The sequence below is a fragment of the Nakamurella alba genome (assembly GCF_009707545.1).
Classification (GTDB): Bacteria; Actinomycetota; Actinomycetes; order Mycobacteriales; family Nakamurellaceae; genus Nakamurella; species Nakamurella alba.
Window position 1 is genome coordinate 326,374 of sequence record NZ_WLYK01000008.1, and the last position, 17,759, is coordinate 344,132.

The 17,759-nt window shown below is 72.1% G+C and carries 21 protein-coding genes; 8 read left to right on the forward strand and 13 right to left on the reverse strand.

What is annotated here, in order from left to right; translation table 11 throughout:
- Window positions 1–27 precede the first annotated feature (27 nt).
- The 4 genes from GIS00_RS19270 (at window position 28) to purM (ending at window position 4,487) form a co-directional block, all read left to right on the forward strand.
- A complete protein-coding gene (locus tag GIS00_RS19270) occupies window positions 28–390 on the forward strand; it encodes a sterol carrier family protein (protein ID WP_196073363.1) in 363 nt (120 codons plus the stop codon).
- Between the two features lie 164 nt (window positions 391–554).
- Window positions 555–1,661 (forward strand): hypothetical protein, encoded by a 1,107-nt coding sequence (locus GIS00_RS19275; protein ID WP_154770059.1) that lies wholly within the window; start codon window positions 555–557, stop codon window positions 1,659–1,661.
- A gap of 83 nt (window positions 1,662–1,744) precedes the next feature.
- A complete protein-coding gene (gene purF / locus GIS00_RS19280) occupies window positions 1,745–3,322 on the forward strand; it encodes an amidophosphoribosyltransferase (protein ID WP_154770060.1) in 1,578 nt (525 codons plus the stop codon).
- 76 nt (window positions 3,323–3,398) lie between these two features.
- On the forward strand, window positions 3,399–4,487 hold the full coding sequence (gene purM / locus GIS00_RS19285; protein ID WP_322098152.1) for a phosphoribosylformylglycinamidine cyclo-ligase: 1,089 nt from the start codon (window positions 3,399–3,401) through the stop codon (window positions 4,485–4,487).
- Window positions 4,488–4,509: 22 nt separating this feature from the next.
- On the opposite strand, the gene GIS00_RS19290 is transcribed toward purM, so the two are convergent.
- Window positions 4,510–4,788 carry a hypothetical protein gene (locus tag GIS00_RS19290; protein WP_230313805.1) on the reverse strand — a complete coding sequence of 93 codons (279 nt, stop codon included), beginning with the start codon at window positions 4,786–4,788 and terminating at the stop codon, window positions 4,510–4,512.
- A 288-nt stretch (window positions 4,789–5,076) separates the two neighbouring features.
- Entirely contained in the window at window positions 5,077–5,877 is an 801-nt protein-coding gene (locus tag GIS00_RS29080; protein ID WP_154770061.1) for a tetratricopeptide repeat protein, read from the reverse strand.
- 99 nt (window positions 5,878–5,976) lie between these two features.
- Here GIS00_RS29080 and GIS00_RS19300 point away from each other — a divergent pair, with 99 nt between their 5' ends.
- Window positions 5,977–6,132 carry a hypothetical protein gene (locus GIS00_RS19300; RefSeq protein WP_154770062.1) on the forward strand — a complete coding sequence of 52 codons (156 nt, stop codon included), beginning with the start codon at window positions 5,977–5,979 and terminating at the stop codon, window positions 6,130–6,132.
- 4 nt (window positions 6,133–6,136) lie between these two features.
- On the opposite strand, the gene GIS00_RS19305 is transcribed toward GIS00_RS19300, so the two are convergent.
- From GIS00_RS19305 to GIS00_RS19330, 6 genes are all read right to left on the reverse strand, one after another.
- Entirely contained in the window at window positions 6,137–6,376 is a 240-nt protein-coding gene (locus tag GIS00_RS19305) for a DUF3073 domain-containing protein (RefSeq protein ID WP_154770063.1), read from the reverse strand.
- Between the two features lie 168 nt (window positions 6,377–6,544).
- Complete coding sequence (locus GIS00_RS19310; RefSeq protein ID WP_154770064.1) at window positions 6,545–7,525, reverse strand: asparaginase; 981 nt, start codon at window positions 7,523–7,525, stop codon at window positions 6,545–6,547.
- A gap of 39 nt (window positions 7,526–7,564) precedes the next feature.
- Complete coding sequence (locus tag GIS00_RS19315) at window positions 7,565–8,539, reverse strand: threonine ammonia-lyase (RefSeq protein ID WP_322098153.1); 975 nt, start codon at window positions 8,537–8,539, stop codon at window positions 7,565–7,567.
- Complete coding sequence (gene ygfZ / locus GIS00_RS19320; RefSeq protein WP_322098154.1) at window positions 8,536–9,618, reverse strand: CAF17-like 4Fe-4S cluster assembly/insertion protein YgfZ; 1,083 nt, start codon at window positions 9,616–9,618, stop codon at window positions 8,536–8,538. Before ygfZ ends, GIS00_RS19315 begins: the two co-directional genes overlap by 4 nt.
- Window positions 9,619–9,704: 86 nt before the next feature.
- Window positions 9,705–10,802: a cation diffusion facilitator family transporter gene (locus GIS00_RS19325; RefSeq protein WP_154770066.1), complete on the reverse strand. Its 1,098-nt coding sequence runs from the start codon at window positions 10,800–10,802 to the stop codon at window positions 9,705–9,707.
- Window positions 10,799–11,125, reverse strand: a complete 327-nt coding sequence (locus GIS00_RS19330; RefSeq protein WP_154770067.1) for an ArsR/SmtB family transcription factor — start codon at window positions 11,123–11,125, stop codon at window positions 10,799–10,801. The genes GIS00_RS19325 and GIS00_RS19330 overlap by 4 nt, the downstream gene beginning before the upstream one ends.
- A 165-nt stretch (window positions 11,126–11,290) precedes the next feature.
- Here GIS00_RS19330 and coaA point away from each other — a divergent pair, with 165 nt between their 5' ends.
- The 3 genes from coaA to pgm all read left to right on the forward strand — a co-directional run bounded on the left by coaA (window position 11,291) and on the right by pgm (window position 14,872).
- Complete coding sequence (coaA, locus tag GIS00_RS19335; RefSeq protein ID WP_154770068.1) at window positions 11,291–12,307, forward strand: type I pantothenate kinase; 1,017 nt, start codon at window positions 11,291–11,293, stop codon at window positions 12,305–12,307.
- A 3-nt stretch (window positions 12,308–12,310) separates the two neighbouring features.
- The gene (locus GIS00_RS19340) at window positions 12,311–13,159 is read left to right on the forward strand and encodes an aminotransferase class IV (RefSeq protein ID WP_154770069.1); all 849 of its coding nucleotides are present in this window, start codon (window positions 12,311–12,313) and stop codon (window positions 13,157–13,159) included.
- 78 nt (window positions 13,160–13,237) lie between these two features.
- Window positions 13,238–14,872, forward strand: coding sequence for a phosphoglucomutase (alpha-D-glucose-1,6-bisphosphate-dependent) (pgm, locus tag GIS00_RS19345; protein ID WP_154770070.1), 1,635 nt, complete (start codon window positions 13,238–13,240; stop codon window positions 14,870–14,872).
- 10 nt (window positions 14,873–14,882) lie between these two features.
- Here pgm and GIS00_RS27920 read toward each other — a convergent pair whose 3' ends face one another.
- From GIS00_RS27920 to GIS00_RS19365, 5 genes are all read right to left on the reverse strand, one after another.
- A complete protein-coding gene (locus GIS00_RS27920; protein ID WP_322098155.1) occupies window positions 14,883–15,569 on the reverse strand; it encodes an FABP family protein in 687 nt (228 codons plus the stop codon).
- Between the two features lie 218 nt (window positions 15,570–15,787).
- On the reverse strand, window positions 15,788–16,093 hold the full coding sequence (locus GIS00_RS19355; RefSeq protein ID WP_154770071.1) for a DUF1416 domain-containing protein: 306 nt from the start codon (window positions 16,091–16,093) through the stop codon (window positions 15,788–15,790).
- An 8-nt stretch (window positions 16,094–16,101) separates the two neighbouring features.
- The gene (locus GIS00_RS19360) at window positions 16,102–16,941 is read right to left on the reverse strand and encodes a sulfurtransferase (protein WP_154770072.1); all 840 of its coding nucleotides are present in this window, start codon (window positions 16,939–16,941) and stop codon (window positions 16,102–16,104) included.
- Between the two features lie 129 nt (window positions 16,942–17,070).
- Window positions 17,071–17,163 (reverse strand): putative leader peptide, encoded by a 93-nt coding sequence (locus GIS00_RS29085; protein WP_322098156.1) that lies wholly within the window; start codon window positions 17,161–17,163, stop codon window positions 17,071–17,073.
- A 67-nt stretch (window positions 17,164–17,230) separates the two neighbouring features.
- Entirely contained in the window at window positions 17,231–17,725 is a 495-nt protein-coding gene (locus GIS00_RS19365) for a DUF427 domain-containing protein (protein ID WP_154770073.1), read from the reverse strand.
- Window positions 17,726–17,759: the final 34 nt, after the last annotated feature.

Consider the following 17,759-nt stretch of genomic DNA (forward strand, 5'->3'; position numbering starts at 1 on the left):
CTCCGCACTCGTTAGCCTGGCGACATCATGCCCAGAAGAACTGTGAACCGGCAGGATGCCACGGCGGCCCTCGAGACGGCGCGCACGACGCCCGCCGCCGGGCTGGAGCCGGACGAGCTGCGCCGCATCGTCCGGGACACCCTGCTCTGGTTCGCCCAGCAGCACCCCGGGAAGTCGGTCGAGGTCAGGGTGCCGCCGATCGCCGCCGTGCAGGCCGTCGAGGGGCTGCGGCACACCCGGGGCACCCCGCCGAACGTCGTCGAGACCGATGCCGCGACCTGGGTGGACCTGGTGGCCGGCCGGCTCGGCTGGCAGGACGCCGTCGCCGACGGGCGGGTGCGGGCCAGCGGGACGCGGGCGGACCTGTCGGCGCTGCTGCCGCTGACCTGATCCGAACCGGAGCCGCTGCGCTGCCGTTGCATGAGGGTGAGGTCACACCGGATCCGGGACGCGGACAGCCGCCTCACAGGTTGCTCGCAGGGAACTGACCAGCTGGGCGGACATCGTTCGGGCAGGGCCCGGCCGCCGGGCACGATGCACAGGAAGGGCGTGACATGCGACTGCACCGGGCTCTGCTGACCGCCGGTGCCGTGGTGGTCATCGCCGCCGGCGGCCTCGTGGTGCTGGACGAGCGGAACTACGACGATCAGCAGGTCGCGCTGGGGAACAGCGTCGCAGGCACGACTGCGGTGGCCACTGCCGCCGACCCGGTCACCGTGGCGCCGCTGACCACCAGCACCAGGAGCACCACTTCCGAGAGCACGCCGGAGCAACTGTCGGTGCTGCCGTCGGCGGGCGCGCCGCTGGCGCCGTCGCGGACCTCGACGAGCAGCAACTCACCCACTGTGTCGGCGAGCTCTTCGAGCACAGTCGCGACCACCTCCTCGACCGGGCCCACCGAGCCGGTCAGCACTCAGGACGACCAGACGGTGGCACTGCTGGCGTCCCGGTCGGTGCTGGCCGCGGCGCGGGCGGGGGTCTCCGAGCAGGTGGTGGTGCTGGACCGGGAGTTCGGGCAGACGATCGCCTCCGCCGGGTCCGGCGGCACCGTGCCGGCGATGAGCCTGGTGAAGCTGTTCATCGCCACCGACGTGCTGACCACCGCGGGTGGCCCGGACGACCTCGACCCGGTCACCGCGAAGAACCTGTGGACGATGATCAGCGAGTCCGACGACGAGGCGGCGCAGGACTTCTACGACACCCTCGGCGGCGACGCGATCATCGAGCGCACCGTCAAGCGGTACGGGCTCGCCGACAGCACCCCCACCCCGTCGCCCGGCTACTGGGGCGACGTGCAGGTCACCGCCGCCGATGTCGCGTCCCTGCTCCGCCAGGCGCTGCAGTCGCCGGTGACCGGTCCGTGGCTGGAGTCCGCCATGCTCGCCTCCACCGACGAGGGCTGGGACGGGTTCGACCAGGACTTCGGGATGAACGCGATCACCGGCGCCGGCGCCAAGCAGGGCTGGGGCTGCTGCCTGTCCGGTGTGCTGGCCATCCACTCCGCCGGGTTCACCGCGAACCGGATCGTGGTCGTGCTGTCGACCTCCGCGCCGGACGCGTCGTCGCGAGAGCTGGGCACCGCGGACGGCCTGATGGCCGACGCCGGCGTGCGCACCGCGATCCGTGAGGTGAGCGCCACAGCGGCGGCCCTCGCCGCCTGACGGTGCTCCCGGGCGGGGGTCCGGACCGGGTACAGTGGGGTACCGCTGTTCCCCTCCGTTCGCCGGCCGTCGTGGCCGGTGGAATGCCGCCCGATCATCTGCGACAGGAGCACGGTCACGTGGGTACTGGTGCTGCAACGCCCCTCCCGCTCATCACGGACGACTGGGACGCCGCCACCGATCAGGGCCCGCGCGAGGAGTGCGGTGTGTTCGGTGTCTGGGCACCGGGCGAGGACGTCGCCAAGCTCAGCTACTACGGCCTGTACGCCCTGCAGCACCGCGGCCAGGAGGCCGCCGGCATCGCCGTCGCGGACGGCAGCCAGATCGTCGTCTTCAAGGATCTCGGCCTGGTCTCCCAGGTCTTCGACGAGCAGACCCTGTCCTCGCTGCGCGGGCACATCGCCGTCGGCCACTGCCGCTACTCCACCACCGGTTCCACCACCTGGGAGAACGCCCAGCCCACCTACGCGGTGACCGAGGTCGGCTCCGGGATCGCGCTGGGCCACAACGGCAACCTGGTCAACACCGCCGAGCTCTCCGCGCAGGCGGCCCGGCTCGGCGGCCGCGCCGCCAAGGGGCGCGGCACCACCGACTCCGACGTGGTCACCCGGCTGCTCGCCGCGGCGGCCACCGATGCCGGGGTGCTCGGAGCCGCGCTCAGCCTGCTGCCCACCCTGCAGGGTGCCTTCTGCCTGGTCTTCTGCGACGAGCACACGCTCTACGCGGCGCGCGACCCGCACGGCGTGCGCCCGCTGGTGCTGGGCCGGCTGGACCGGGGCTGGGTCGTCGCCTCGGAGACCGCCGCGCTCGACATCGTCGGCGCCTCCTTCGTCCGCGAGGTCGAGCCGGGCGAGCTGCTGGCCATCGACGCCGACGGGCTGCGCAGCGAGCGCTTCGCCCCGGCCGAGCCCAAGGGCTGCGTCTTCGAGTACGTCTACCTGGCCCGCCCGGACACCACCATCTCCGGCCGCGGCGTGCACGCCACCCGCGTCGAGATCGGCCGCCGGCTCGCCATGGAGGCCCCGGTCGAGGCGGATCTGGTCATCCCGACGCCGGAGTCCGGCACGCCGGCGGCCATCGGGTACGCCCAGGCCTCGGGCATCCCGTACGGCCAGGGCCTGGTGAAGAACGCCTACGTCGGGCGCACCTTCATCCAGCCCTCGCAGACCATCCGGCAGCTGGGCATCCGGCTCAAGTTGAACCCGCTGCGCGACGTCATCCGCGGGAAGCGGCTGATCGTCGTCGACGACTCGATCGTCCGCGGCAACACCCAGCGAGCGCTCGTCCGGATGCTGCGCGAGGCCGGCGCCCTCGAGGTGCACGTCCGGATCGCCTCCCCGCCGGTCCGCTGGCCCTGCTTCTACGGCATCGACTTCGCCTCCCGGGCGGAGCTGATCGCCAACGCCGGTGACGTCGAGGCGGTGCGCCGGTCCATCGGCGCGGACACCCTCGGCTACGTCACGCTGGAGTCGCTGATCGCCGCCTCCGAGCAGCCGAAGAACCGGCTGTGCACGGCGTGCTTCACCGGCGAGTACCCGATCCCGATCCCCGCGGTCGTCGGCAAGCACGTGCTGGAGGGCATCGAGCGCGGTGTCGCCGGCAGCGCCGCCCCGGTCGCGGTCGGTGGGTACGGCGCCGAGGACGCACTCACCCGACCCTGACCCCACACCCGCGCCGGCCGGCTGCCGGTGACGTCGTGCGCGTGCGCGGCGCAGCACCACGAAGGACCATCGAGACGTGAACGACCAGAGCACCAGACACCCGATCGGATCCGGGGCCACCTACGAGGGGTCCGGTGTCTCCATCGCCGCCGGCGAGGCCGCCGTCGACATGATCAAGCCGTTCACCGAGAAGACGCACCGGCCCGAGGTGATGGGCGGCATCGGCGGCTTCGCGTCGCTGTTCCGGATGCCGATGAACAAGTACCGGGAGCCGGTGCTGGCGTCCTCGTCCGACGGCGTCGGCACCAAGTCGGCGATCGCGCAGGCGATGAACGTGCACGACACCATCGGCATCGACCTGGTCGCGATGGTCGTCGACGACCTCGTCGCCTGCGGCGCCGAGCCGCTGTTCCTGCAGGACTACATCGCCTGCGGCCAGGTGATCCCGGAGAAGATCGCCGCCATCGTGTCCGGCATCGCCGACGGCTGCGTCAAGGCGGGTTGCGCCCTGGTCGGCGGCGAGACCGCCGAGCACCCCGGGCTGATGGCGCGGGAGGACTACGACCTGGCCGCCACCGCCGTCGGTGTCGTCGAGTCCGACGACATCCTGGGGCCGGACCGGGTGCGGGCCGGTGACGTGGTCATCGGCATGGAGTCCTCCGGGGTGCACTCCAACGGCTACTCGATGGTCCGCCACGTGCTGCTGGACATCGCCCGGCTGCAACTGGAGGGTCACGTCGAGGAGTTCGGCCGGACGCTGGGAGAGGAGCTGCTCGAACCCTGCCGGATCTACACCCAGGACTGCCTGCGGCTGGTCCGGGAGACCGACGTCCACGCCTACGCGCACATCACCGGCGGCGGTCTGGCCGGCAACCTGGCCCGGGTGATCCCGTCCCACCTGACCGCGCGGCTGGACCGACGCGCCTGGACCCCGCTGCCGGTGTTCGGCTACATCGCCGGGCACGGCCGGGTGCAGCGCCCGGAGATGGAACAGGCCTTCAACATGGGCATCGGCATGACCTGCGTGCTCGCCCCCGACGACGTCGACCGGGCGATGGCGATCCTGACCGCCCGCCACGTGCCGGCCTACGTGCTGGGCACCATGGAGGCCTCGGACGCGAACGCCCCGCGGGTGCTGCTCGAGGGCGAGCACCCGCGGTTCTGAGCGATCCGCGGCGGTCCCGGGCTCAGGCCCGGATCAGCGAGCCGTCCGCGGTGACCTCGTGCGCGTCCACGTCGTCGAACCAGACGCCGCCCGCGCCCAGGTAGCGGAAGCGGATCTCCTCGCCCGCCGGCACCGCGACCGAGACGCTGCGGGTGCCGTTGCTGCGCCGCACCAGTCGGTGGGCGCCCGGGCGCCAGTCGTTGAAGGTGCCGACGGCGGACACCGGGCCGTCGTGCACGTCGTCCGGCAGGACGAACTGGATCTTCGTGGTGGTGCCGTTCGGCTGGATGCGGATGGTCACGAGCGGGCTCCCGGGGTCTGACGGGTGATCGGTGAGGGCGCCGCAGCAGGCGGCACGCACATCGTGCGGCCGGAACCCCGCACGACACGACAGGGCGCGCCGGTCCGCATGCAACGGTGACCGAGTTGTCACTTGGACGAAACGGGCTTTCCCGGCTATGGTGCGGTGCTTTCGGTACCTTGCGTGACATCGGTTGCGGCGTAGGAATTGTCGCACCCGATGACAACTGATGTGGCGATGGTCTTCTCGAACTGCGAGATACCTGGTCCCGATCGTTACGGCGCGATATCAGCTGGGGGGCAACAGGTGTTGCGCTCGGTGGCGGTGGTGGGTGGCCTCGTCCGGCCTGCCGAGCGCCTCGTAGAGCTCGGCGAGTTCCTCCTCGACGTAGCCGTCCGGCGCGTCGTCCTGGCTCAACCTCGACTGGATGGCGAGGGCCTCGTCGTGGCGGCCCAGCGACCGCAGTGCGCGGGCCACCGACCAGTGCGCGATGTGCACCTGCTCGGCGGTGCCGTGCTCCAGGTACACCTCCAGCGCACCCTCGAACTGGCGCAGCGCCCCCTGGTGGTCGCCGGCGTCGTGATGGGACCAGCCGAGGTTGTTCCGCAGGGCCCCGGCCCACCGGCGGACGCGGGGGTCGGCCGATCGGCTGGTGACGATCAGCGCCTGCCCGGTGAGTTCGTCGGCCTCGTCCGGCAGCACGATCGCCAGCATGTGCAGCGCATCGACGGTCAGGTACTCCTCGCCCGCCGATCCGGCTGCATCCAGCGCGGTCCGGAAGAAGGGGACCGCGGCCTCCGGGGCGCCACCGGAGCGCAGCAGGCGGCCGCGTTCCAGGGCCACCCGGGCCTGCACGACCGGTGTGCTCGTATCGACCTGGTCCAGCAGCGCGCTCGCGCCGGCGCCGTCACCGGCGAGTCCGAGGGCGCGGGCCAGCTGCGTGGTGAGTTCCGCCGCGATCACCGGGCGGTCGGCCGGCAGCACCGCCAGCGCCTGCCGGAACCGGTCGGCGCTCGCCGCGGGGTCGTCGAAGTCCCACCAGGCATCGAGGTCGGCACCGTCGACACGGTCGCCGTGATCAGCCGTCACCGGCCCATCCTGGCACCCGGTCGGTGGTTCCCGCGGGTATCAGCCGGCCCGACCGCGCCTCCTGCTCACGACCAGCACCCACAGCCCAGGCAGGACACCATGCTCAGGTTCGCCCGTCCCGTCGATCCGCGCTTCGTGCCCACCCGGGACCTGCGCAGCAGCGACCGGCCGTGGCAGGCACCGGCGGTGACGGCGGAGTGCGAGGAGCGGCTGGTCAGCCGGACCGAGCGCGAGCGGTTGCTGCGCCGGGGCTGATCGATCAGCGGTGCGAGGTGCGCGAGGCGTACCCGCCCGCGGGCTCGTCCTCGTCGTCGTCCTCCGCGTAGGACGCGTAGTCCGAGTACTGGTCGTCCTCGTCGTCGTCCTCGGTGACCGGGGGATTCACCGGCCCACCGGTCGACAACTCACGCTCCAACGCGTGGGTGTCGAGAGACCCGGTCGAGTACTTCAAGTCCCTGGCGACCTTGGTCTGCTTCGCCTTCTGACGGCCTCGCCCCATGAGCGGACCCCCTTGCACGTTGAAAGGGGGCGGCCACATGGGCGGCCCCGGGTTCAGTGTCTGTCGTGGTTCCCAGAGTACAGGTCCGCCGGGGCTCTCCGTGCGCCGTCCCGCCGATCACCGACGGTGTCACAGGCACCGCGGGGCCTGCGCCGATGGCGCGGGTGATCAGGCCGGGCGCAGTGCGGGCGCCGGCTCGACCGTACCGACCGGCACGCCGCCGCCGAGCACCGTCCCGGTGCCCAGTTCGTCGAGCAACGGCGAGTCCATCCCGAGCAGCCGCAGCCCGCTGACCAGCGCGGGCATCCGGGCCCGGTCGCCGCCGTCGCTGATCTTCACCGCGACGGTGCTGCCGTCCGGCAGTGCGGCGCAGTGCACGCCCTCGGCACCACCCTTGACCAGCAGTTCCGGGTGCGCCTGCATGAGCCGGGTGTCCTCCCGGCCGGTGCCGCCCACCATCTCCGGGAAGGCGCGCATGGCGGTCGCCACGGAGCCCTGGTGGGTGTCCGGGGCGGAGGCGTTCACCCGGCCGAAGGCGCGGGCCAGGCCGGTGAGCGAGATGGCGAACAGCGGCGCCCCGCAGCCGTCGATGCCGACGGCGACCGGGTCCTCGCCGGCCAGCCCGGCGACGGTGGCGGCGACGGAGCGCTGCAGCGGGTGCTCGGTGTCCAGGTACGAGGCGGTGTCCCACCCGGCCGCGACGCAGGCGGTGAGCATGCCGGCGTGCTTGCCCGAGCAGTTCATGTAGATCCTCCGCGGCGCGCCACCGGCGACCAGCACCTCGTTCCGGGAGCGCTCGTCCAGCGGCAGCGCGGTCGGGCAGCCGAGGTCGTCCTCGCCCAGCCCGATCCGGGCCAGCATGCGCAGCGCCCGTTCGGTGTGCGCGGCCTCGCCGGAGTGCGACGCGGCGGCCAGCGCCAGGTCGGCATCGTGCAGGTCGGCGCCGGCGGCCAGCATCGCGGTGGCCTGGAACGGCTTGTTCGACGAGCGCGGGAACACCGGGGCCGTGACGTCACCGAAGGCGTGCAGCACCGTCCCGTCCGGGCCGGTCACCACCATCGAGCCGTAGTGGCTGCACTCGTGGAAGCCGGAGCGGATCACCCGGACCAGCTCGGTGGGGCCGGTCGGGGACGTGGACTGCTGCGTCATGTGCCCAGTCTGGCCCATGAACGGGTGGCCCGGTGACCGTCAGGAGGCGCCCAGCACGGAGCGCAGCACGGTGGGGTCGATGTTGCCGCCGGAGACGACGGCGACGGTGGTACCGGCCGGCAACCGGTCCCGGTGGTGCAGGAAGGCGGCCGTGGTGACGGCGCCGGAGGGCTCCGCGACCAGCCGGGCGTCGAGCACGAGACGCCCGGTGGCGTCGAGGATCTCGTCCTCGGTGACGGTGATGATGTCGGCCACCTGGCTGCTGATGTGCTGCCACGGCAGCTCGCCGACGCTGAACGTGCGCAGGCCGTCGGCGACGGTCCGGGCGGTGTCCGCCGGCGTCCAGCCGATCCGCCGGCCGGTCCGCTTGGACTCGGCGGCGTCCCCGGCGAGCTCCGGCTCGACCCCGATCACCTGCACGTCCGGGCGCAGCGCGGCGATGGCCGCGGCGATCCCGGAGATCAGGCCGCCACCGGACACCGGCACCAGCACGGTGGTCAGGTCCGCCGGTGCGTCCTCGTCGATCTCCAGGCCGATGGTGCCCTGGCCGGCGATCACGTCCCGGTGGTCGAACGGCGGGATCATCGGCATCCCGGTCTGCTGCGCCAGTTCCTCCGGGCGGCTGAACCGCTGCTCGACCGGTACCAGCTCGACGGTCGCGCCCAGGGCCTCGGTGGCCTCGATCTTGCGGCGCGGGGCGTTGTCCGGGATCACGATGTGTGCGGTGACGCCGTAGAAGCGCGCGGCCCAGGCGACGGCCTGCGCATGATTGCCCGAGGAGTGGGCGAGCACCCCGCGGGCGCGGACGTCCGGGTCCAGGTGGGCGATGGCGTTGAGTGCGCCGCGGATCTTGAAAGCGCCGATGGGCTGCAGGTTCTCGGGCTTGAGCAGCAGCTCCGGCCAGGGGGAGTCGAGCAACGGGGTGCGCACCGCGTGCCCGCGGATCCGGTCGGCGGCGGCGCGGATCTCGTCGATGCCGACGAGTTCCTGGGTGGTCTCCGGGAGCACGGTCACGGGCGCCGCACCTGGGAGAAGGCGCGGCGGTCGATCGCCGAGACCGGGGGAGCGGTGTCCGGGTCGGCCATGTCGTCCGGATCGGCGACCGCGTCCACCCCGTCGGCCAGCAGCGGCGCGCCGAGCGGCACCGACCGCTTGAGCAGGGCCAGCGCCATCGGGCCGTTCTCGTGGTGGTGCGCGGAGCTGCCGACCCGGCCGACGACCCGGCCGTCGGCGGTCAGCAGCGCGCTGCCGATCTCGGGCAGCCGGTCGACGGAACCGTCCAGGTGCAGCCGGACCAGCCGGCGCGGCGGACGGCCGAGGTTGTGCACCCGGGCGACCGTCTCCTGACCGCGGTAGCAGCCCTTGTGCAGGTGCACGGCGGTGTCCAGCCAGGGCAGCTCGTTGGGGATGGTCTTCTCGTCGGTGTCGATGCCCAGGCGAGGGGTGCCGGCGGCGATCCGCAGCGCCTCGTGCGCCCAGGTCCCGGCCGGGCGGGCGCCGGCGGCCAGCAGCTTCCCGGCGACGGCGGCGAATTCCGCCCGCGGGACCAGCAGGTCGATGCCGGCGGGGTCGGCGGAGATCAGGATGCCGCTCTGCTCCATGGCCTGGCCGGGGGTCGGCGCCCGGTCGAGAAGGTCTGCGGTGGTGAGGGTCCCGTCGGTGCGTGCGCCGATCAGCCGGAGCCGGGCGAGGTCGGCCGGCGCCACCTCGACCTTCGACCAGAAGACCATCATCGTCAGGTACTTCAGCAGGGCCTCGCCGTGGCCCGGGTCGGTCACCAGGTACACGGTGCCGCCGACCTCGGTGATGGTGAAGGCGTGCTCGACGCGGCCCTGCGGGTCCAGCACCAGTCCGTCGGTGCGGCTGCCGTCGGGCAGGTCCGTCAGGTGCTGGGTCGTCAGGGTGTGCAGCCAGGTGAGCCGGTCCGGGCCGGTGACCATCAGCACGTCGTGGTGCGACAGGTCGACCAGCAGCGGGTGCCGCCCGGCGGCGCGTTGCTCGCCCATCGGGTCGCCGTAGTGCCAGGCGACGGCCTCGTCGTCGCCGGAGCCGGCGACGGCGCCGGGCAGTCCGAGCAGTGGTGATGCGGTCACATGGTGTCCTTCGGGTCGGGTGCTGGTCCCAGTCTGGTGCAACCACCGTTCGGGCCGGTCACTTCCCGGGTGCGCGGTGGTGCGGCTCAGTGGTGGGCGCCGGCCTCGTGGCGCTGGTGGCTCGCCGGCTCCAGCTGGAAGGTGGAGTGCTCGACGTCGAAGTGTCCCGAGAGGCATTCCTGCAGGTGGTCCAGCACGACCGGGCTCAGTCCCCGCTCGAAGCAACGGTCGGAGATGACCACGTGCGCGGACAGCGCCGGCAGGTCGGAGGTCACCGTCCAGGCGTGCAGGTCGTGCACCGCGATCACCTCCGGTACCTCCAGCAGGTGGGACCGGATGTCCTCCAGTGACATGCCCTTCGGCGCCGCCTCCAACAGCACCCGGCCGGACTCGCGGAGCAGGCTCCAGGCCGACCGGAACATCAGCGCCACCACCAGCAGCGAGGCGATCGAGTCGGCCCGGACGTACCCGGTCAGCACGACGACCAGGCCGGCGATCGCCGTGCCGATGAAGGCGTAGAGGTCGGTGAGCACGTGCTGGAAGGCACCCTCGACGTTGAGGCTGGTGCGGTTCGCCCGCGCCAGCACCCAGGTCGCGGCGACGTTGACCAGCACGCCGACGATCGCCACCACCAGCACCGGGCCGCCGTCCACCGGCGGCGGGTCGATCAGCCGGCCGATGCTCTCCACGCCGACCAGGGCGCCGACCACCAGCAGGGTGATCCCGTTGATCGCCGCGGACAGGATCTCCGCACGCTTGAGGCCGAAGGTCCAGCGGTCGGTGACCGGCCGGGCGGCCAGCGAGATTGCCCACAGCGATCCGGCCAGCGCGCCGACGTCGCTGAGCATGTGGCCGGCGTCGGCGAGCAGCGCGACCGAACCGCTGATCAGCGCGACGATCACCTCGCCGACCATGAACCCGCCGAGCAGCAGCAGTGCGATCCACAGGTACTTGCGGTCGGCCCCCGGCTGCACGCCGTGGCTGTGGCCGTGGTCCTTGCTGCCGTGGTTCTTACTGCCGTGGTCGCTGTGATCGCCGTGGTCGTGGGCGGTGTCCACGTGCCGGTGGTGGCCGTGGTCCCGGCCGTCGGCGCCGAGGTCGCGCAGCGGGCAGGCGGCGCAGGCCGGTCCGGCTCCCGCGATCCCTCCCGCGCCCGTCCCGTCCCGGTCGCAGGTGCAGCTCATGACGAGTGCCCGATGTGCTGCAGGCCCAGGTCGAGCAGCTGCCGGACGTGCGAGTCGGCGAGCCGGTAGAAGCTCATCCGGCCGGCCTTGCGGACGTGCACCACCCGGTGCGCGCGGAGCAGGCGCAGCGCGTGGCTGACCGCGGACTCGCTCATCCCGGCCGCCGCGGCCAGGTCGTGCACGCACAGCTCGCCGGCGTCCAGCAGGGTGATCAGCAGCGTCAGCCGGCCGGGATCGGACAGCACGCCGAAGATGTCGGCCAGTTCGGACACCGCCTCGGGGGCGGGCAGGTCCGGGGTCTCCCGGGCGGTGGCGACGGTCATGGGTGGTCCTTCGACGCTGTTCTGCTGAACATCTGAGTGATCGTTCAGATGTTCCACGGTAGTCGCCGTCCCGCACCCGTGTCGATCACCCGGTCGGTGTGAAGCGGGCCACGTCCGGCCCTTGTGGAGCGACGACGGGGGTGGGATGCGCGCACAATCTGCCCCATGGCGGGTGACAGTGAAGTCTCCATCGGTGACATCGGGCTGCTCGACGGCCCGGGAGGCGCCGCGTTGTTCGGTGCCGGTTTCCAGGGCGGCGGTCCGTACGTCGAGCTGGGGCGCGAGGAATGGGCGGCGCTCGCCCGGTCCACGCCGCTCCCGCTGACCAGCGGCGAGCTGAGCCGGCTGGCAGGGCTCGAGGACCCGATCGACCTGGACGAGGTCGCGACGATCTACCTGCCGCTCTCCCGCCTGCTCAACCTGTACGTGGCCGGCACCGGTGCGCTGCACCGGGCCACCTCGACGTTCCTCGGCGAGCGCTCGGCCCGCACCCCGTTCGTCATCGGTGTTGCCGGGTCGGTCGCCGTCGGGAAGTCGACCACCGCCCGGGTGCTGCGCGAACTGCTGGCCCGGTGGCCGGACACGCCGCGCGTCGAACTGGTGACCACCGACGGCTTCCTGTTCCCGAACGCCGTGCTCGAGCAGCGGAACCTGATGGACCGCAAGGGTTTCCCGGAGTCCTATGACCGGCGCCGGCTGCTCCGCTTCGTCGCCGAGGTGAAGTCCGGCGCCGCCGAGGTGCGGGCGCCGCGGTACGACCACCTGACCTACGACATCCTCCCCGACGACGAGGTCGTGGTGCACCGGCCGGACGTGCTGATCGTCGAGGGCCTGAACGTGCTGCAGCCGGCCCGGGGCGGTGACGAGGCCAGCGCGCTGGCGGTCAGCGACTTCTTCGACTTCAGCATCTACGTCGACGCCGAGACCGAGGACATCCGCCGGTGGTACGTGGAGCGCTTCCTGCGGCTGCGGGAGACGGCGTTCAGCGACCCGGAATCGTTCTTCGTGCGGTTCGCCGAGCTGTCGGACACCCGCGCGGTGGAGCTGGCCAACCAGTACTGGAACGGGATCAACCAGCCGAACCTGGTCGACAACATCCTGCCCACCCGCGGGCGGGCCAACCTGGTGCTGACCAAGGGGCCGGACCACGCCGTCTCCAAGGTGCGGCTGCGCAAGCTCTGAACCGTGGCATCCGATCTGCTGGTGGCGTTGCTGGACGGCACCCTGGTGCCCGCCGACCGGCCGCTGCTGCGTGCCGACGACGCCGGGGTGACCCGTGGCGACGGCTGCTTCGAGACCACGCTCGCGGTCGCCGGTGTTCCCCGTGACCTGCCGGAACACCTGGCCCGGCTGCAGCTCTCGGCCGACCTGCTGGACCTGGTGCTGCCCGGCCCGGAGGACTGGACACGCGGGGTCGACGCCGTGCTGGGCGCCCGGCAGGGTGCGGACCAGGTCGTCCGGCTGATCGCCACCCGCGGGCCGGAGGGCGGCATCCCGACCTGCTACGTCACCGGTGGTCCGGTGCCGGCGAGCAGCGTGGCGCAGCGGACCGCCGGGATCCGGGTGGCGCTGCTGGAGCGGGCGGTGTCGGGGGCGGACGCGGCCCGGATGCCGTGGCTGCTGTTCGGCGCCAAGACCCTGTCGTACGCGATGAACATGGGCGCGCTCCGGTGGGCGGCCGCCCGCGGGCTGGACGACGTGCTGTTCGTCGGATCCGACGGAGCGGTGCTGGAGGGGCCGCGGTCCAGCGTGGTGGCGCTGCTGGAGGACGACACGGGACCGGTGCTCTGCACGCCGCCCGCCGACGGGATTCTGGACGGGATCACCGTACGGCGGTTGCTCGGGGCAGCCGACGCGGCCGGTCTGGCGACCTCGCGTCGACTTCTGACGGTGGCCGATCTGCAAGCGGCCCAGGGGGTCTGGCTGACATCCTCGGTCCGGTTGCTGGCGCCGGTCACCGAGCTCGACGGGTCACCGTTGGTCGACGGCGGGTGGACGCCGCGGCTGGCGGCCCTGCTGGAGGTCCCGGCCTGACGTGTGGGCGGGCGGTGGGGCCGGGTGCCGCCCGCCCCCGCGCGGCGCGGCGTGCCCGGGCGGACCATAATCGGCGACATGGACCCCCGCGCCGGAAAGCCCGCCCAGCCGTCCGACCTGATCGACGTGGACGCGCTGCTGTCCGCCTACGAGGAACTGCACCCCGACGTCTCCGACCCGTCGCAGCAGGTGGTGTTCGGCACCTCCGGCCACCGCGGTTCCGCCTTCGACGCCGCGTTCAACCGCGACCACATCCTGGCCATCACCCAGGCGATCTGCGAGTACCGCGCCTCCCAGGGCACCGACGGCCCGCTGTACATGGGCGCCGACACCCACGCGCTGTCCGCCCCGGCCACCGCCACCGCGCTGGAGGTGCTGGCGGCCAACGGCGTCACGGTGATGCTCGATGTCAACGACGGCTACACCCCGACCCCGTCGGTGTCGCACGCGATCCTCAAGGCGAACCGTGGCCGGACCACCCGGCTGGCCGACGGCATCTGCGTCACGCCGAGCCACAACCCGCCCCGGGACGGCGGTTTCAAGTACAACCCGCCGAACGGCGGCCCCGCCGACTCCGACGCCACCTCGGTCATCGCGGCCCGGGCCAACGACCTGCTGCGCGGCGGGCTGGCCGGGGTGAAGCGGATGCCCTACGAGCAGGCCCGGGACGCCGACACCACCGGCTACTACGACTTCCTCGCGTCCTACGTGGGCGACCTGGAGAACGTCGTCGACATCGATGCGATCCGCGACGCCGGCGTGCACATCGGTGCGGATCCGCTGGGCGGGGCGTCGGTGGCCTACTGGGGCGCGATCGCCGAGCGGCTGCGTCTCGACATCACTGTGGTGAACCCGGATGTCGATCCGGCCTGGTCGTTCATGACGCTCGACTGGGACGGCAAGATCCGGATGGACTGCTCGTCGCCGTACGCGATGGCCTCGCTGGTGGACAAGGCCTCGCAGTACGACATCGCCACCGGGAACGACGCGGACGCCGACCGGCACGGGATCGTCACCCCCGACGGCGGTCTGATGAACCCGAACCACTACCTGGCGGTGGCGATCGACTACCTGTACCGGCACCGCACCGAGTGGTCGCCGGACACCGGCGTGGGCAAGACGCTGGTCTCGTCGTCGATGATCGACCGCGTGGTGGGCGATCTCGGCCGCCGGCTGGTCGAGGTGCCCGTCGGTTTCAAGTGGTTCGTCCCCGGGCTGATCGACGGATCCATCGGGTTCGGCGGCGAGGAGTCCGCCGGGGCGTCGTTCCTGCGCAAGCGGGGCACCGTCTGGACGACGGACAAGGACGGCATCCTGCTGGACCTGTTGGCCTCCGAGATCCGTGCGGTGACCGGGATCTCGCCGTCCGAGCGGTACCGCGAGCTGACCGCGAGGTTCGGCGACCCGGCCTACGCGCGGGTGGATGCGCCGGCCACCAAGCCGGAGAAGGCCAAGCTGGCCAAGCTCTCCCCGGAGGACGTGAAGGCCGACACCCTGGCCGGGGAGAAGATCACCGCCCGGCTGGTGAACGCGCCCGGGAACGGCGCCGCCATCGGCGGTCTCAAGGTGACGACGGAGAACGCCTGGTTCGCCGCCCGCCCCTCCGGCACCGAGGACGTCTACAAGATCTACGCCGAGTCGTTCCGCGGCCCCGAGCACCTCGCCCAGGTGCAGGCCGAGGCCCGCGAGGTCGTCTCCGCCGCCCTCGCCTGACCCACCCGGGTCAGCCGACGACGCGGGTGAGGGCGGCGGAGGCGTGGGGGGCGAGCTCGACGTCGCTGTGCGCGCGCTCCTCCACGTACGCCAGGCGGCCGTCGGGGGTGACGCCGTAGAGGCGGGTGGCGCCGACGACCGGGTTGTTGGACGAGGCGGTGCGGAAGATGCCGTCGGTGGACAGCGCCCAGCTGGCCACGGAACGCGGCTGGCCGTAGAAGATCTCGATCCGGCCCTCGGCGTGCGCCACCAGCAGCTCGATGGAGCCGTCGGGCTGCGGGCGCCAGAACCCGACCTCGCGGGCGGCCGGCTTGTCGGGGCCGCCGTCGCCGCCCAGGGTCCAGGTCACCGACTCGTAGCGGAGGAAGGGGCGGCCGTCGTGGGAGATCACGATCTGCTGGCCGAACTGCGGTGTCCGGGCGTCGGGCTCGTTCCCGTAGAGACCTTCGCCCTGCCAGACGCCGACCAGCGGCAGCAGGGTGACGCAGTCCGGGTGGATCTCCGGCCCGAGGCGGACGTTCGCGGTGTCCGGCGGGATCGGCAGCGCAGGCGCGTCGGCGATGTTCAGGTCACGGGTCGAGACCGCACGCTCGTCGGCGGCGACGATGGCGGCGTCGCCACTGCCCCGTACCGGTCCGTCACCCGCACCGTCGCGGGCGACACCGTTGTCGTCGGATGGATCGGAAGGAGAGGTCACTTGTCCTCGTGCAGCAGCCGGTACACCACGTAGATCGCGAACCAGGTGATCAACAGGCCCACGGCGACCAGCAGTCCGGTGAAGAAGATTTCCACCATCGCAGCTTATCGGAGCAGGTCCGGCCACGCCCCCACGCAGAACGCCCTGCCACCAGTGAGCAATACCTCACCGGTGGCAGGGCGTCTGTGCAGAACAGTGCAGAACAGGTGCAGGACGAGTCAGGCGACCAGCACGTCGACCGGGTGCACGCCGGTCCCGACGGTCACCGGGGCGGAGCCGTTGCCGGAGCGCGACAGCGCCCGGACGGTCCAGTCGCCGGGGGCGGCGAAGAACCGGAAGTCACCGTCGGCCGAGGAGACGACCTCGGCGGTGAACTCACCGGTGGAGTCCAGCAGCCGGACGAAGGCGCCGGCGACCGGGGCGTTCCCGGCCAGCACCTTGCCCTGCAGGACGGAGGCGGAGGTGGCATCGAAACCGGCCGGCAGATCCGCCGTCTGCTCGGGCGCGCCGCAGGACGCAGTCATGGTTCCCGTCACTTCCCCGCGCCGAGTTCGACCGGCACGCCGACCAGCGAGCCGTACTCGGTCCACGAACCGTCGTAGTTCTTGACGTTGGACTTGCCGAGCAGCTCGCGCAGCACGAACCAGGTGTGGCTGCTGCGCTCGCCGATCCGGCAGTAGGCGATGGTGTCCTTGGAGCTGTCCAGACCGGCCTCGCCGTAGAGCTCCTCGAGCTCGGCGTCGGACTTGAAGGTGCCGTCCTCGTTCGCGGCCTTCGACCACGGGACGTTGATCGCGGACGGGATGTGCCCGGCCCGCTGCGACTGCTCCTGCGGCAGGTGCGCCGGGGCGAGCAGCTTGCCGGAGAACTCGTCGGGAGAGCGCACGTCGACCAGGTTCTTCGTGTTGATCGCGGCCACGGCCTCGTCGCGGAAGGCCCGGATCGACAGGTCCTGGTCCTTGGCGACGTAGCTGGTGGCGGCGCGCTCGGGCACCTCGGCGACCAGGGTGCGGCCGTCCAGTTCCCACTTCTTGCGGCCGCCGTCGATCAGCTGGACCGCGTCGTGGCCGTACAGCTTGAAGTACCAGTACGCGTAGGCCGCGAACCAGTTGTTGTTGCCGCCGTAGAGGACGACGGTGTCGTCGTTGGAGATGCCCTTCTCCGACAGCAGCTTCTCGAAGCCGGCCTTGTCGACGAAGTCGCGGCGGACCGGGTCCTGCAGCTCGGTCTTCCAGTTGATCTTCACGGCACCGGGCAGGTGACCGGCGTCGTAGGCGCTGGTGTCCTCGTCGACCTCGACGAAGACCAGGCCCGGGGTGTTCAGGTTCTGCTCGGCCCAGTCGGTGCTGACCAGGGATGCCTCGCGGCTCATGACGCTCCTTCTTCGTGTGCTGTGCTCAGGGAGTGCGGTTCCTGACAGCGCACACGGGCGCCACCAGGCAGGGGGCGGGTGCGGCGGACGCGCGGGATCACCGCGCGGAGCCGGTCGGATCGGGAGGGATCAGGACGCGGCGGGGCACCCGGTGACACAACACAGCGCGCTGCCGACCCTGACCAGGTCGACCGCGCGCCGGGAGGTCAGCAGCGGGCCCATGGGATCGAGGGTAGCAGCCGGCCCGGAGCCGCTGGGACGGTCGTCCCACCATCTGGGACGACCACCGTCACCAGCCGAAACTGCCCGGTGATCCCTTGAACGGGCCGACCACGTCAGCGGTGATCCAGCCGCCGTAGAAGCCGCCGTCCTGCGGCTGCACCCGCTCGCCGCCGACCGTGCACTCGACGAGCGCCGGGTACCAGGACACCATGCCGGCGATGGACCGGAACCCGGGCGTCGGGTCCTCGTAGCTCCAGGCCGCCGCCTCCAGCACCCCGTCCGGGATCCGCACGTCCCAGTAGGTGGCCAGGCCCTTCCACTCGCAGACCGTGCCGCGCACCGCCGATCGGGTCAGCGCCCTGGGTGCGACGGCGTCGGCCGGCAGGTACCAGTTCGGCGGGTGGCTGGTCTCCAGCACCCGCACCGCTGCCGACGTCCGGGCGAGTTCTTTCCCACCGGCCCGCACCGTCACCTCGAGCGGTGACGGGTCGATCCGTGGCGGACGCGGGTAGTCCCAGACGGACTCCTGTCCGGGGCCGGCCGGCAGTGGTCGGGGTCTCATGGGCCACGGGTTCCCCGACCCGGCCCCGGCATGC